Below are 14,918 nucleotides of genomic sequence, written 5' to 3' on the forward strand. Positions count from 1 at the left end.
GGCTAAAGCTTCGCAGGCGATCCGCGGCGATCCGACCCCAAGCGATCCGACCCCAGGCGACCAAGCGAGAGGCCCAAATGAGCGAGCATGATCAGACCCCGGATGCCCCCCTCGCCGACGAAGAGCGCGGCGATGACGCCTATGAGTTGAAGCCCGATGTCGCGGCGCGCATCATCCACGCCGTTGACAACGAGGACCGCACCCAGCTGATCGCCGAGATGGAGCCGCTGCACCCGGCCGACATCGCCGACCTTCTCGAGCAGGTCAATGCGTTCGACCGGCGCCGCATCATCGAGCTTTATGGCGACGAGTTCGACGGCGATATCCTGTCCGAACTTGACATGTCGATCCGCGAGGAGGTGCTGAACTACCTCAGCCCCGAAGTCCTCGCCGATGCGGTGCGCGAGCTTGACAGCGATGATGTCGTGGACCTCGTCGAGGACCTGGAGGACGATCAGCAGAACGCGATCCTTGAGGTGCTCGAGGACAGCGACCGTGTGGCGGTGCGCCAGTCCCTGACCTATCCCGAATACTCCGCAGGCCGTCTGATGCAGCGCGAGGTCGTGATGGCGCCCGAGCACTGGAATGTCGGCGAAGCCATTGATTTCATGCGGGATCAGACCGATCTGCCAGAGCAATTCTATCACATCATCCTGGTCGATCCCAAGCTGCACCCCGTCGGCAATGTGACCTTGGGCAAGCTGATGTCCTCGCGCCGCGAAGTCATGCTGCAAAGTCTGGTCGAGGAGACGTTCCACGTCATCCCGGTGACGCAATACGAGGGCGATGTCGCCTATGCGTTCAACCAGTATCACCTGATTTCGGCGCCCGTCGTCGACGAGAACGAACGCCTCGTCGGTGTCATCACCATCGACGACGCGATGGCCGTTCTGGACGAGGAGCACGAGGAAGACATCCTGCGCCTCGCCGGTGTCGGCGAAGGCGGGCTGAACGACAACTTCATCGATACGACGCGCCAGCGCTTTCCGTGGCTCGCAGTCAATCTGGTGACGGCGATTCTGGCGTCACTGGTGATTGCTCAGTTCGAGGCGACGATATCGCAATTCGTGGCGCTGGCGGTTCTCATGCCCATCGTGGCGTCGATGGGCGGCAATGCGGGCACGCAGAGCCTGACCGTCTCGGTGCGCGCGATTGCGACGCGCGATCTGACCGGCTCGAACGTCTGGCGCGTGATCCGGCGCGAGGTGACGGTGGGCCTCATCAACGGGGTGATCTTTGCCGTTGTCATGGGGGTGATCGGCGTCGTCTGGTTCGGCTCGCCCGCGCTGGGCTATGTCATCGGCGCGGCCATGGTCATCAACCTCGTGATCGCGGGGTTGGCAGGGACCGGCATCCCGGTGCTGTTGGAAAAGGCGGGCGTTGATCCGGCGCTGGCCTCGGGCGCGTTCGTGACAACTGTTACCGATGTCGTCGGCTTTCTGGCGTTCCTCGGTCTTGCGGCTCTGTTCCTGCTATGAGCGATCTGGCCGAGATCAAGGACGCCGCCCGCCGCGCCGCTTTTGCCCGGCGCAAGGCCGCGCATGAGGCGCGACCGCCTGCGCCTGCGGGGCATCTGTCCGAAGTATTGGCAGGATACCGGGGCGCGCCGCTTTCGGGCTACATGCCGATCCGGACCGAGATTGATCCGCTCCCCGCGATGGAGGAGGCGGCGGCGCATGGCCCGGTCTGCCTGCCGGTCATCATGGGTGCGGGTCTGCCGCTGCGCTTTTCGCGCTGGACGCCGGGCTGCGCACTAAAAACCGGGCCGTTCGGGGCGCGTATCCCCGAAGTGGATGACTTCATCACGCCGCAAATCATGATTGTCCCGCTTGTTGCCTTCGATCGACGGGGCGGGCGGCTGGGCTATGGCGGGGGCTTTTACGACCGCACGCTCGAAGGGTTGCGCACGCAAGGCCCGGTATTGGCCATCGGCTATGCCTATTCGGCGCAGGAGGCCGGGGATTTGCCGCTGGAGCCGACGGATCAACCGCTCGACATGATTGTGACCGAGGCGGAGATCATCGAGCTGTCAAACGGCTGAGTCCGGTTGGTGCGCGGCGCAGGCCGCACGCACCAAGTGGCGCTGTCCACCCCCTAGAGCCTGCTAGAATATCCTGAAGAGCATCCAAATACCCATGCCCAGCATCATGATGTTTTCCGTCAGCGAGATGAACCCGAGCGGCACATTGCTGTTGCCGCCGACGCAGGCACATTTCAACTCGCGCTTGTCGACGTAGACTGCCTTGATGACCGACACGGCCCCGATGCCGCCGATGATGATCGCCACAGGCGCCGCGAGCCATAGCAGCGCCGAGGCCGTCATGGCGATCCCGGCGAAGGCCTCGCCGTACGGATAGACCTTGCCGTAGGGCACCCAGCGCTTGGCGAGCAGGTCGTAATTCAGGAACATGGTCGAGAAACTCTCGATATCCTGCAACTTTTGCACCGCCAGAAAGCACATGGATATGGCGATGAACCATTGGAAGGCCTGAAGCGTCAGGATGGTCTCGAATGCATACCACGACAGGCCCAAGGCCATCAGAAACGCCACCGAGAAAATCGCGATGACGGGCCGGTAGGACGTATCCGATTGCTCGTCCTTTGGCTTGTCGAGGCCGAAATGGATGCGCAACTCCTCGTATCCGCCGATCCGTTCGCCCCCGATGAAGGTCTGGGGCGTTGTGCTGACGTCATGCTCTTGCATAAAGGCATCGGTTTCTTCGCGGGTCTTCAGGTGGTGATCTTCGATCTCATACCCGTTCTTTTCCAGCAGATGCTTGGACTTCAAACCGTAAGGGCAGGTGTGATCGGGCATCATCATGCGATAGAGCTTTGCGGTTTTGGTGCTGTCTTCGCTGGGCATCTCAGGCTCCTTCATTTGCCGTCAATTTCAGGTGTCGCGGCGGGCCCGCCTTCGAGATCGGCAATCAGCGCCTTCATCTCTGCGATCTCGAGGCGCTGCGCCTCAATGATGTCGTCTGCCAGTTTGCGCACGCGCGGGTCCGAGATATCCGCCCGCTCGCTGGTCAGGATCGCGATGGAGTGATGCGGGATCATGGCGCGCATCCATGACGTATCGGCGACCGTCGCCTGGCTGCGCACCAGAAAAAGCGACAGGGCAAAGACGAGGGCGCTGCCGGCGAATATGGCGATATTCGCCGTGCGATTGCGATACATGCCCAGCATGAAGCTCAGCATGATGATCGCCATCGCAGCCCCCATGTAGAGCGCCATGTAGCTGCGCGTTTCGCTGAAAAACACATGATCGAGCGCGTAGGTGTTAAGATACATCAAACCAAACATCACCACGGTGGATGTGGCGATCATGGCGAAAAAGCGCCAGTAGGACATGAATATACCCTCCAGAATACCTGCTATACCGGCTCAACTCGGTTCCAGCGCTGGAGGGTTCCGTACTCAGGTCGGGAACTTTTCCAGCTTGTCGAGGATCGGGCAATCGGGGCGCCCGTCACCGGCACATTCACGCACCAGATGCGAAAGCGTATCGCGGATGGCCTGCAAGTCCGCGATCTTGCTCTCGATCTGCGACAGATGCTCTTGGGCGATTGCGCGCACATCGGCGCTGGCGCGGTCCTGATCGTCCCAAAGCGCCAGCAGGTTGCGGCAATCCTCGATGGTAAAGCCAAGCGCCCGAGAGCGCCCGATAAAGGCCAGCTTGTGCACATCGCTATCGCGAAAGCTGCGATACCCGTTGGTGTCGCGCAGCGGTGTGATCAGGCCGATATCCTCATAATAACGGATCGTCTTCGGGGGGAGCCCCGCCATTTTTGACACTTCGCCGATGTTCATGGCATCTCTCCTGCTATGCGTTGGCGGGAACCGCCCCAAGGCCCGAGGCGCGGGCGGGCGTAGCCTTGGCCACCGGCGTCGACAGCTTGCGCAGGCGCAGGGCATTTGTCAGCACAAAGATGCTCGACAGAGCCATCGCACCCGCCGCCAGAGCCGGCGAAAGCATGAGGCCGGACAGCGGATAGAATACACCTGCGGCCACCGGAATGAGCAGCGCATTATAGGCGAAGGCCCAAAAAAGGTTCTGGCGAATGTTGCGCATGGTCTTGCGGCTGACGTGCAGGGCATTGACCGCGCCCTTCAGATCCCCCGACATCAGCACCACATCCGCCGCCTCGATGGCCACATCCGTGCCCGTCCCGATGGCAATGCCGACATCTGCGGCAGCCAGCGCCGGAGCATCGTTGATCCCGTCACCGACGAAGGCAACCTTCTTGCCGCCGGCCTTCAGCTTGTCGATGGCCTCCAGCTTGCCCTCGGGCAGAACCTCGGCAACGACGGTGTCAATGCCCAGCTGGGCCGCGATGGCGCTGGCGGTGCTGCGGTTGTCGCCAGTGATCATCGCCACCTCAAGGCCCATATTCTTGAGCGCGGTGATGGCCTCCGGCGTGGTGCGTTTGATCGGGTCCGACACGGCGATGACTGCGGCAAGCTGCCCGTCAATGGCCGCATAGAGCGGTGTCTTGCCCGCGCGGCCCAGTTCATCGGCAACACCCTGAACGTCGCTCAGCGAGATCCCATTGCGGCTCATCAGGCGGTCAGCACCGATCAGAACGCGGCGGCCCTCCACCGTGGCCTCGATCCCGTAACCGGTAAGGGCCTCAAACGTATCGACAGGTGCCAGCGCCGCCCCCGCACGCTCGGCATGACGGACAATCGCGGCCGAGATGGGGTGTTCGGATTTTGCCTCGGCCGAGGCGGCGAGCCTCACCACGTCATCCTCGTCGAAGTCGCCCACAACGGTCATATCTGTCAGTTCCGGGCGCCCCTCGGTCAGTGTTCCGGTCTTGTCCAGCGCCACGACATCGACATCGCTGAGCGTCTGGAGTGCGTCGCCCTGCCGAAAGAGCACGCCAAGCTCTGCGGCGCGGCCCGTGCCGACCATGATCGAGGTCGGCGTCGCAAGGCCCATCGCACAAGGGCAAGAGATGATCAGCACCGCAACAGAGGCGACAAGCGCGAAGCTCAGCGCAGGGGCAGGGCCCACCAGCAGCCACGTCAGGAAGGTCAGCGCGGCGACGCCCATCACGACGGGGACAAACCACAGCGTGATCCGGTTCACCAGATCCGCAATCGGCAGCTTGGCCCCTTGGGCCGCCTCGACCATGCGGATGATCTGGGCCAGCATCGTGTCGGACCCCACCTTGGTCGCCCGGAAACTCAGCGCGCCCGTGCCGTTGATCGTGCCGCCGACGACAGTGCTCTCTGGGCTCTTTTGCACCGGCACCGGCTCACCCGTAATCATGCTCTCATCGACGTATGAGGCGCCTTGGGCGACGATGCCGTCCACCGCGATCTTTTCGCCCGGACGCACCTGCACGATGTCGCCCGTCACGATGTCCTCCACGGCAATTTCGACAATCTGGCCGTCGCGCTCCACGCGGGCGGATTTCGCACCAAGGCCGACCAGCTTGGCAATCGCCTGACCGGTGCGCCCCTTGGCGCGTAATTCAAGGAACCTGCCCAGCAGGATCAGCGTCACGATCACGGCCGCAGCCTCATAATAAACCACGCGCGTCCCTTGGGGCAGCAATGATGGCGCGAAAACTGCGACAGTGGAAAAGGCCCAGGCCGCTGCAGATCCCAGCGCCACGAGTGAATTCATGTCCGGCGCGCCCCTGAACAGCGCAGGAAAGCCCTTGAGGTAGAACTGACGTCCCGGCACGGCCATGACGAGCGTGGTCAGGACGAACTGGATCATCCAGCTGACCTCCATGCCCAGCGCGGTCATCACCCAGTCATGCATGGCCGGAATCGCGTGGCTGCCCATTTCCAGAACGAAAACCGGCGCCGTCAGGACCGCAGCAAGGAGCGTCATGCGGCCAAGATGTGCGGCCTCCCGCGTCTTGCGATCATCGGCGTCGCCTGCATGACCATGGTCCGAGATCAGGCTTGCGGGATAACCGGCATCCGTTGACGCCTGCGCGATTGCGCTGGCGGACCCGCCCAGAGCCTCGACGGTGGCCTCTTCCGTGGCGAGGTTCACCGAGGCGCTGACCACGCCCGGAGCCGATGCCAGCGCCTGCTCGGCACGGCGCACGCAGGAGGCGCATGACATGTTCGCAATCGAAAACCGATAGGTTTGCGTCTCGGCCGGATATCCCGCCTCCTGCAAGGCCTTGATCAAAGGCGGGGCCGAAAATGTCTCATCGACGGTGATGGTTGCCATCTCCGACGCCAGGTTGACCTGAGCGCTCTGAACGCCGGTCACCCCCAACAGGGCCTTTTCTGCCCGTGCTGCACAGGATGCGCAGTTCAGCTTGCGCACGCCGAATGTGATTGTCTGATGGCCGGACATATTCATACCTATCTTTGCGTTGAGTGCTACATGGTCCTTCCAGTAGATGGAAGGTCAAGGGCCGCCGCCGTCATTTTGTGATGCGCGCGCCGGCGCGCGATCGCGCCGCCCCTCGGCCTTGCTCCCTTCAGTCTTTCATTGTTCCAAAAATACTCAATTCCGCCATCAATGCCCCCGCGCAGGACGCGCCATCATGTGCCCTTGCGCGCGCCCGTGCCGCGTTCTAACACTTGGCGAATGAAATTACTTTTTCTCGGCGATGTTATGGGGCGCGGCGGACGCCGGGCAATTGCGGACATGCTGCCGCGGCTCAAGGCCGATTGGGGCCTCGATTTTGTGGTGGTCAACGGCGAGAACGCGACAGGGGGCATGGGCCTGAGCGGCGAACATGCCAAGGGCATCCTCGATGCGGGCGCCGATTGCGTCACCTTGGGCGATCACGCCTTCGATCAAAAGGACATGCTGCGCGCCATCGAGAGCGAGCCGCGCATCATTCGCCCGCTCAACTTTGCCAAGGGTGCGCCCGGTCGGGGGCACCGCGTCTTTACCGATGCGCGCGGGCGCAAGGTGCTGGTGGCGCAGGTTCTGGGCCAGGTTTTCATGAAACGCGCCTTTGACGATCCGTTCTCGGCTCTGGATACCTGCCTACGCGCGCATGTGCTGGGCGGGGCGGTGCAGGCAGCGATCATCGACATTCACTGCGAGGCAACCAGCGAGAAAATGGGCGTCGGTCATTTTTGCGACGGGCGCGCGTCGCTGGTCGTCGGCACGCATACGCATGTGCCCACAGCCGATGCGCAGGTGCTGCCGCGCGGCACTGCCTTTCTGAGCGACGCGGGCATGTGCGGCGACTACAACAGCGTTATCGGCATGGACAAGGAAGAGCCGCTGCGCCGCTTTGTCACCGGCATGCCCAAAGGCCGTTTTTCGCCCGCGATGGACGAGGTCACGCTTTCGGGCATTTATGTTGAGACGGACGACCGCACCGGGCGGGCGACCCGGATCGAAATGGTGCGCCAAGGCGGACGTCTCGTTCAGGCCGGGCCGTGAGCCGGCTCGATCTGGGCCCCTATGCCGTCTTGATGGTCATGGGGGCAGGATGGGGGCTGAGTGTGCCCCTGTCCAAGATCGCCGTCAGCACCGGGCATCTGCCCCTTGGCCTCATCTTCTGGCAGGAGGTGGTCATCGTGGCGCTCTTGGGCGCGATCTGTGCGATGCGTGGAAAGCGGCTTGAACTGGGCAGACAATACTGGCGGCTCTACGTCATAATCGCCTCATGCGGCGTGGTCCTGCCCGATATCTTCTTCTACCTCGCGGCCGCAAAGCTGCCGGGCGGGATCATGGCCATCGTGATCGCAAGCGTGCCGCTCTTTTCGTTGCCCATCGCGCTTGCGCTGCGCAACGAGATGTTTTCGTGGCGGCGCCTCTTGGGGCTCAGCTTTGGCATCACGGGTATCCTGCTTTTGATCGGGCCCGAGGCCAGCCTGCCCGAGAGGGCGATGGCGGCGTTTATTCCATTGGCGTTGTTGGCGCCGCTTCTTTACGCGACCGAGGGGAACCTCGTGGCAAAATGGGGCACCCAAGGTCTGGATCCGATGCAGGTGATCCTGGGCGCGTCGCTCTTGGGGATGGGGGTCACGGCGCCCTTGGCGCTGGTGACGGGGCAGTGGATCAACCCGTTGGCCAGCTTTGGCGTGCCGGAACTGGCGCTGGTGGCATCGGCGGCGCTGCACGGGCTTGTCTACGCGGTCTATGTCTGGCTGGTCGGGCGCGCGGGATCGGTTTTCGCCGCGCAAACCAGCTATCTGGTGACCGGCTTTGGTGTGCTGTGGTCGATCCTGCTCTTGCAGGAGCGCTATGCCATCTGGGTCTGGCTGGCGCTGGGCATCATGATGATCGGCATCGCGCTGGTCCAGCCGCGGGCGCGCACATCGCCGCTTGCGCCGGTGCGGCCTATGGATGAAAATGCCCCACGGGCATAACGGGCGGGCCAATTGGTGATCGAATACTTCGACGTATCGCAAACGGTGCAAGCCTTGATGACGCTGGGCGTCGTGGCTGTGATGTTCGTCTTTTTCATCCGCGAGGTCTATCCGACCGAGGTGGTGGCCCTCGCGGGGGCGGCCGCGATGCTGGTTCTGGGCCTTTTGCCCTATGACGCGGGGCTCGCGGTTTTGTCCAATCCCGCGCCTTGGACGATTGCCGTCATGTTCATCATCATGGGCGCGCTGGTGCGCACTGGCGCGCTTGAGGCGTTTACGTCGCTGGCGGACCGCCATGCGCGCACCAATCCCAAGCTGGCGGTGGTCATGATGCTGGGATTGGTCATCGCCGGTTCGGCGGTAATGAACAATACGCCCGTGGTGGTCGTGATGATTCCCGTCTTTGTCCAACTGGCGCGCACGATGAAGATCCCGGCATCGCGCCTGCTGATCCCGCTCAGCTATGCGGCCATCCTCGGGGGCACGCTGACACTGATCGGCACCTCGACCAACCTTTTGGTCGACGGTGTGGCGCGCGCGCGCGGTCTGGAGGCTTTCGGGATTTTCGAAATCACCCCGCTCGCCATTGTGCTGTGCATATGGGGCATGGTCTATCTGCGCTTTATCGGGCCGTTGCTGCTGCCGCACCGCGACAGCATGGCCGACATGCTGTCGGACCGCAGCCAGATGAAATTCTTTACCGAGGCGGTGATCCCGCCCGAGAGCAACCTGATCGGCCGCGAGGTCACGGGTGTGCAACTCTTCAAGCGCGAGGGCGTGCGACTGATCGACGTGGTGCGCGGTGATCAATCCCTGCGCCGTGACCTGAGCGGTGTGGTGCTGGAGGTCGGGGACAGGGTCGTCCTGCGCACCCAGATGACCGAGCTTTTGAGCCTGCAAAACGACAAGAGCCTCAAGCGCGTCGATCAGGTATCGGCGGTCGAGACATCGACGGTCGAGGTGCTGATTACGCCCGGTTGCAAGATGGTGGGGCGCAGCCTGGGATCGTTGCGGCTGCGGCGGCGCTATGGTGTCTATCCGCTGGCCGTTCACCGCCGGAACCAGAATATCGGCCGTCAGTTGGACAACCTGATCGTCAAGGTGGGCGATACCCTGCTGCTGGAAGGCGCGCCGGAGGATATCAAGCGGCTGTCGAGCGAGATGGACATGGTCGATGTCTCGCAGCCCTCGGCGCGGGCGTATCGGCGCGGTCATGCGCCTATCGCCATTGCGGCGCTGATCGCCATCGTGGGACTGGCGGGCCTCGGGGTGGCGCCCATCCTCGCGCTGGCGGTGGTGGCGGTGGCCGCCGTGCTGATCGCGCGCTGCATTGATGCGGATGAGGCGTTTTCATTTGTGGATGGCCGGCTTCTGGCGCTTATCTTTTCCATGCTGGCGATCGGCGCCGCACTGGAGGAAAGCGGCGCTGTCGCGCTGATCGTGGGCGCGATCGCGCCGGCGCTGACGCTGTTGCCGGGTGTTTTGGTGATTTACTCGGTGTTTCTCCTGACCTCGGTTCTGACCGAGATGGTCAGCAACAACGCGGTGGCGGTCGTCGTCACCCCCATCGCCATAGGGCTTGGCGAGGCGATGGGCATAGATCCGCGCCCTCTGGTGGTTGCGGTGATGGTGGCCGCATCTGCCAGTTTCGCAACGCCCATCGGATACCAGACCAACACGCTGGTCTATGGCCCCGGCGGATACCGCTTTACCGATTTTCTGCGCATCGGCGTACCCTTGAACCTCAGTATCGGCATGTTGTCCTCGGCGCTTATCCCGCTGATCTGGCCTCTCTAGGGCGCGTGCGGCCCCGGCTTGCGCAGGGGGGGCGGGCTGTCTTATAGAGGCGCGGAACTTACATCACCCGTTTTCAGAGGTATTCCATGGCCGGCCATTCCAAATGGGCAAACATCCAGCATCGCAAGGGACGGCAGGACGCCGCACGCTCCAAGCTGTTCTCGAAGCTGAGCAAGGAAATCACCGTCGCCGCCAAGATGGGCGACCCCGACCCCGAGAAGAACCCGCGCCTGCGCATGGCCGTCAAGGAGGCCAAGACGCAATCGGTGCCCAAGGACGTGATCGACCGCGCGATCAAGAAAAGTCAGGCGGGCGACAGCGAGGATTACGAGGAAATCCGCTATGAGGGGTACGGCCCCAATGGTGTCGCCGTCATCGTCGAGGCGATGACCGACAACCGCAACAGGACGGCAAGCACGGTGCGCAGCACGTTCACCAAGAATGGTGGCAATCTGGGCGAGACGGGCAGCGTCGGCTTTATGTTCGAGCGCAAGGGCGAGATCGTCTATGGCGCAGAGGCAGGCGATGCCGACAGCGTCATGATGGCCGCGATCGAGGCAGGCGCCGAGGACGTCGAGAGCAGCGAAGAGGGCCATACCATCTGGTGCGCCGATACGGACCTCAATGAGGTGTCCTCCGCGCTCGAGGCCGAGCTGGGCGAGAGCGAGGCAACGCGTCTGGCATGGCGCCCGGTCACCACGACCGAGATGGACCTCGAGGCGATGCAGAAGCTGATGAAGCTTGTCGACGCGCTGGAGGATGACGACGACGTGCAGCGTGTCACAACCAATTTCGAAGCCTCCGACGAGGTCATGTCGCAACTCTGAGGCGCACCAGGTGCCGCGCGCGGGCCGGGTTGGGCGTGCGCGCGGCGCCGTTTTTTACTTCTTTTGTCATCTGCGCGTCATGCGCTCCTGCGATCCTATCCCCAGATGTGCTACGAAAGGCAGGCTTGCCGTTCGCTGCGCACGATATATAGTCATCGGGACAGATCAGCTCGGGTGGGGACGGTCAGACAATGCAAGGTAATTTCAGAACAGAGTTCGTGCGTGAACCAGCCGCGCTGCGCCAGCATCCCGCGCTGGTACTGAACGCCGATTATCGGCCCCTCAGTTATTATCCGCTGTCGCTCTGGACATGGCAGGACGCGGTAAAGGCGGTCTGGCTGGATCGGGTGGATATCGTGGCCGAATATGACCACGTCGTTCATTCGCCCAGTATGAGGATAAGGATCCCGTCGGTGATCGTCCTCAAGGACTTTGTCAAACCCCAGAAGCGCGTGGCATTCACGCGCTTCAATCTTTTTCTGAGGGATGAATTCTGCTGTCAGTATTGCGGCGCGCGGGGGGATCTGACCTTTGATCATGTGGTGCCGCGGGCCAGCGGCGGGCGCACCAGTTGGCAAAATGTGGTGGCGGCCTGTTCGCGCTGCAATCTGGCCAAAGGCTCGAAAAGCCTTGCGCGCTCGGGGATGAGCCTGCGCAAGCCGCCGCGCGCGCCCGGCGCAGAAGAGCTGCGCAACCTTGGCCGCAAGTTTCCGCCGGGCCATTTGCACGATAGCTGGATCGATTTCCTGTATTGGGATGCCGAGCTGGAAGCCTGACCGCCGCGTCCGGGGCAAGGTGCGGCTTCGAGGTATTTGTTACCAAATAAAAGCAGCGGAGCGGTGTGCCTAGCTGCAGACTTGGGCCGCGCGGTTGCCGTAGTCTGAATAGGCCTTCCAGAACCGCTCGTCTGACGCGCTCTTGGATTGGCGTGTGTCTTGCGCGGATTGCGGATCGCTATAGAATCTCACGGCGCGAGCTTGGTCCGAGCGGCTTAGGGTCTGGTCCGCGACCGCCTGAATACAGCCGCACAGCAGGGATGAGCGCGCCCTGCGGTCAGAGGCAAGGCAGGCCGAGTTGATCGGCCCGGTAGCGGTGGGCGCATAGACCGGAGCAGGAGAGCGCACATTGCCGCCCCGGTTCTCGAACCGGTTCGAGCCGCCGCAAGCCGAAAGGCCGAGTATCACAGCGGCGATCAAAAGGTTTCTCATCTATCTGCCTCGTGTTTTCTGGAGTCTGGCTCTTCGGGACGGCGGCCACTGGGTGATTATGTGCCCGATCCGGGGGCGGTTTTCAATTCGGAAGATCGCGCGCGATGGAGCAATCTCCGCGCGGGCGTGGGGCATGACGCCGATCGGCGCGGACGCCCTGCGATCCAGCTTGACCAGACAGGCAATCCCATACATATCCCATTGCATGACAGACCTTGCACATATCCGCAATTTTTCCATCGTGGCGCACATCGACCACGGCAAATCCACGCTGGCCGACCGCCTGATCCAGCAGACCAACACGGTCGCGGAACGGGACATGAAAGAGCAGATGCTCGACAGCATGGATATCGAGCGTGAGCGCGGTATCACCATCAAGGCGCAGACGGTGCGCATCAACTACACCGCGCTGAATGGCGAGGAGTATATCCTCAACCTGATCGACACGCCCGGCCACGTCGATTTCGCCTATGAGGTCAGCCGCTCGATGCGGGCGGTCGAGGGTTCGCTTCTGGTCGTGGACAGCACGCAAGGCGTCGAGGCGCAGACGCTGGCCAATGTCTATCACGCCATTGACGCCAATCACGAGATCGTGCCGGTCCTGAACAAGATCGACCTGCCAGCCACCGATTGCGAGCGCGTGGCCGAACAGATCGAGGATGTGATCGGCATCGACGCATCGAATGCGATCCGTGTCAGTGCCAAGACCGGTGAGGGCATCATCGAGACGCTAGAGGCGATCATCACGCATCTGCCCCCGCCCACGGGGGATGCGACCGCGCCGCTGAAGGCGATGCTGGTCGACAGCTGGTATGACCCTTATCTTGGGGTCGTCGTGCTGGTGCGCATCATGGACGGCGTTCTGAAAAAGGGCGACAGGGTGCGCATGATGCAAAACGGCAGCGTGCATCAGGTCGAGCGGATTGGCGTCTTTCGCCCCGCGATGACGGTGCAGGACAGGCTGGAGCCGGGCGAAATCGGCTTTATCACCGCATCGATCAAACAGGTGCGCGACACCAAGGTGGGCGACACGATCACCCATGACAAGGCGCCTTGCGCGACGGCCTTGCCCGGCTTCAAGCCGTCGGTACCGGTGGTGTTCTGCGGGCTCTTTCCGGTGGATTCCTCCGAGTTCGAGGATCTGCGCAACGCCATCGAGAAACTGGCGCTGAACGATGCCAGTTTTACCTACGAGATGGAGACGTCGGCGGCGCTTGGCTTTGGCTTTCGCTGCGGTTTCCTGGGGCTGCTGCATCTCGAGGTGATCCGCGACCGGATCGACCGCGAATATGGCATTGACCTCATCACGACGGCCCCGTCGGTGATCTATAACGTCTTCATGAAGGACGGGACCGAGTTTCCGCTGCACAATCCGGCCGACATGCCCGATCTGAGCACTGTGGACCACGTCGAAGAGCCACGGATCAAGGCGACCATTCTGGTGCCGGACGAGTTTCTGGGCGACGTGCTGAAGCTGTGCCAGGATCGGCGCGGCATCCAGCAGGACCTGACCTATGCCGGAGCGCGGGCGATGGTGGTTTATGACCTGCCGCTGAACGAGGTGGTCTTTGACTTCTACGACCGGCTGAAATCGGTCACCAAGGGCTACGCCAGCTTTGACTATCAGATCATCGGCTATCGCACCGATAACCTTGTGAAAATGTCGATTCTGGTCAATGACGAGCCGGTGGATGCGCTATCGATGATGGTTCACCGTGACCGCGCCGAGATGCGCGGGCGCGCCATGGTCGAGAAGCTGAAGGATCTTATCCCCCGGCATATGTTCAAGATCCCGATTCAGGCTGCCATCGGCGGCAAGGTGATCGCACGCGAGACGCTATCGGCGATGCGCAAGGACGTGACGGCCAAATGCTATGGCGGCGATGCCACCCGCAAGAAGAAGCTTCTGGAAAAGCAGAAGGCAGGTAAAAAGAAGATGCGCCAGTTCGGCAAGGTGGACATTCCGCAAGAGGCGTTCATCTCGGCCCTCAAGATGGATAGCTGACGCGGCGCGCGGGGGGCGAAGCAGTCGGTCTGCCCCAGACGTCTGCTCAGGGGCTTTGCTCTATCGATCAGGTGAGAATCATCTCTGATCTCACGCTGCGGTGAATAGTTGACTCCCGCCATTCGCCGGGTGCACTTACAAGGCCGTGCGCCACAGGGGCGAAGTGACAAAAGTCGATACGTTCCTGCACCTCGACACTGGATGCCAACCGGTAAGCCGTCAAACCCTGCGCGATGCCGCGCCACGCGAATGTGGCGCGCCGGTACCGCCGCGCGCCGGGCCAGTCCCGCGTGAGAACGACGGCGGCCACAAAACCGGGCAGGCACGCTAGGGCGATCACCTTGGGTGCCGGGTCGCCCGTTGCTCTGGCGCAGGCGGCCGCAAGCGCATTTATCCGATCATCCAAGCCATCCTGCGCATCTCCTGTCTTTGCGGTGACGAAATAGTAATGCATCGAATCATTCGTGTTCTGGGTCATGCCGCCAAGGTGACAGCCAAGTCCTAACCATCGGTTTAGCCATCCGGAAATTTGCAGAACGCAAGACGGGCAGCCGCTATTGGCCGCCCGTCCGTGATCCCGCATTTGCGCCGGAGCTTACTGCTCGGAGCTTACTCCTCGGCTGCATTCTCGATTGCTTCACCTGTGTTCTCGACGTCTTGGCCGGCGCCAGCGACGGTATTGCAGGCAGCAAGACCCGTGACGGCAATCAAGGCAAGAATGAATTTGGGCATGGTAATTCTCCGGTTATGTTATTTGATTGCAAACGCAGA

Annotated in this window: 15 protein-coding genes; 8 read left to right on the forward strand and 7 right to left on the reverse strand. The window is 62.3% G+C overall.

Features of this window, described 5'->3' with window-relative positions; translation table 11 throughout:
• The first annotated feature begins 77 nt into the window (after positions 1-77).
• Positions 78-1,478, forward strand: coding sequence for a magnesium transporter (gene mgtE, locus V8352_RS08795; protein ID WP_336423905.1), 1,401 nt, complete (start codon positions 78-80; stop codon positions 1,476-1,478).
• Positions 1,475-2,041: a 5-formyltetrahydrofolate cyclo-ligase gene (locus tag V8352_RS08800; RefSeq protein ID WP_336423906.1), complete on the forward strand. Its 567-nt coding sequence runs from the start codon at positions 1,475-1,477 to the stop codon at positions 2,039-2,041. Before mgtE ends, V8352_RS08800 begins: the two co-directional genes overlap by 4 nt.
• A gap of 63 nt (positions 2,042-2,104) precedes the next feature.
• On the opposite strand, the gene V8352_RS08805 is transcribed toward V8352_RS08800, so the two are convergent.
• The 4 genes from V8352_RS08805 to V8352_RS08820 all read right to left on the reverse strand — a co-directional run bounded on the left by V8352_RS08805 (position 2,105) and on the right by V8352_RS08820 (position 6,328).
• Complete coding sequence (locus V8352_RS08805) at positions 2,105-2,863, reverse strand: MauE/DoxX family redox-associated membrane protein (RefSeq protein ID WP_336423907.1); 759 nt, start codon at positions 2,861-2,863, stop codon at positions 2,105-2,107.
• Positions 2,864-2,874: 11 nt separating this feature from the next.
• Positions 2,875-3,351, reverse strand: a complete 477-nt coding sequence (locus V8352_RS08810; RefSeq protein ID WP_336423908.1) for a DUF305 domain-containing protein — start codon at positions 3,349-3,351, stop codon at positions 2,875-2,877.
• Between the two features lie 66 nt (positions 3,352-3,417).
• Positions 3,418-3,810, reverse strand: a complete 393-nt coding sequence (gene cueR, locus V8352_RS08815; RefSeq protein ID WP_336423909.1) for a Cu(I)-responsive transcriptional regulator — start codon at positions 3,808-3,810, stop codon at positions 3,418-3,420.
• A gap of 13 nt (positions 3,811-3,823) precedes the next feature.
• Entirely contained in the window at positions 3,824-6,328 is a 2,505-nt protein-coding gene (locus tag V8352_RS08820; RefSeq protein ID WP_336423958.1) for a heavy metal translocating P-type ATPase, read from the reverse strand.
• Between the two features lie 237 nt (positions 6,329-6,565).
• Here V8352_RS08820 and V8352_RS08825 point away from each other — a divergent pair, with 237 nt between their 5' ends.
• The 5 genes from V8352_RS08825 (at position 6,566) to V8352_RS08845 (ending at position 11,710) form a co-directional block, all read left to right on the forward strand.
• A complete protein-coding gene (locus V8352_RS08825; protein WP_336423910.1) occupies positions 6,566-7,378 on the forward strand; it encodes a TIGR00282 family metallophosphoesterase in 813 nt (270 codons plus the stop codon).
• The gene (locus V8352_RS08830) at positions 7,375-8,310 is read left to right on the forward strand and encodes a DMT family transporter (RefSeq protein WP_336423911.1); all 936 of its coding nucleotides are present in this window, start codon (positions 7,375-7,377) and stop codon (positions 8,308-8,310) included. Before V8352_RS08825 ends, V8352_RS08830 begins: the two co-directional genes overlap by 4 nt.
• Positions 8,311-8,367: 57 nt before the next feature.
• On the forward strand, positions 8,368-10,107 hold the full coding sequence (locus V8352_RS08835; protein WP_442970994.1) for an SLC13 family permease: 1,740 nt from the start codon (positions 8,368-8,370) through the stop codon (positions 10,105-10,107).
• An 86-nt stretch (positions 10,108-10,193) separates the two neighbouring features.
• Positions 10,194-10,934, forward strand: a complete 741-nt coding sequence (locus tag V8352_RS08840) for a YebC/PmpR family DNA-binding transcriptional regulator (RefSeq protein WP_336423912.1) — start codon at positions 10,194-10,196, stop codon at positions 10,932-10,934.
• A gap of 191 nt (positions 10,935-11,125) precedes the next feature.
• On the forward strand, positions 11,126-11,710 hold the full coding sequence (locus tag V8352_RS08845; protein ID WP_336423913.1) for an HNH endonuclease: 585 nt from the start codon (positions 11,126-11,128) through the stop codon (positions 11,708-11,710).
• Between the two features lie 69 nt (positions 11,711-11,779).
• On the opposite strand, the gene V8352_RS08850 is transcribed toward V8352_RS08845, so the two are convergent.
• Positions 11,780-12,142 carry a hypothetical protein gene (locus V8352_RS08850; RefSeq protein WP_336423914.1) on the reverse strand — a complete coding sequence of 121 codons (363 nt, stop codon included), beginning with the start codon at positions 12,140-12,142 and terminating at the stop codon, positions 11,780-11,782.
• A 205-nt stretch (positions 12,143-12,347) separates the two neighbouring features.
• Here V8352_RS08850 and lepA point away from each other — a divergent pair, with 205 nt between their 5' ends.
• Positions 12,348-14,147 carry a translation elongation factor 4 gene (gene lepA, locus V8352_RS08855; protein ID WP_336423915.1) on the forward strand — a complete coding sequence of 600 codons (1,800 nt, stop codon included), beginning with the start codon at positions 12,348-12,350 and terminating at the stop codon, positions 14,145-14,147.
• Between the two features lie 67 nt (positions 14,148-14,214).
• On the opposite strand, the gene V8352_RS08860 is transcribed toward lepA, so the two are convergent.
• Positions 14,215-14,625, reverse strand: a complete 411-nt coding sequence (locus V8352_RS08860) for a hypothetical protein (protein ID WP_336423916.1) — start codon at positions 14,623-14,625, stop codon at positions 14,215-14,217.
• A 131-nt stretch (positions 14,626-14,756) separates the two neighbouring features.
• A complete protein-coding gene (locus V8352_RS08865; protein ID WP_336423917.1) occupies positions 14,757-14,879 on the reverse strand; it encodes an entericidin A/B family lipoprotein in 123 nt (40 codons plus the stop codon).
• Positions 14,880-14,918: the final 39 nt, after the last annotated feature.

The organism is Roseovarius sp. D0-M9 (assembly GCF_037083805.1).
In the GTDB taxonomy this organism is placed as follows: Bacteria; Pseudomonadota; Alphaproteobacteria; order Rhodobacterales; family Rhodobacteraceae; genus Roseovarius.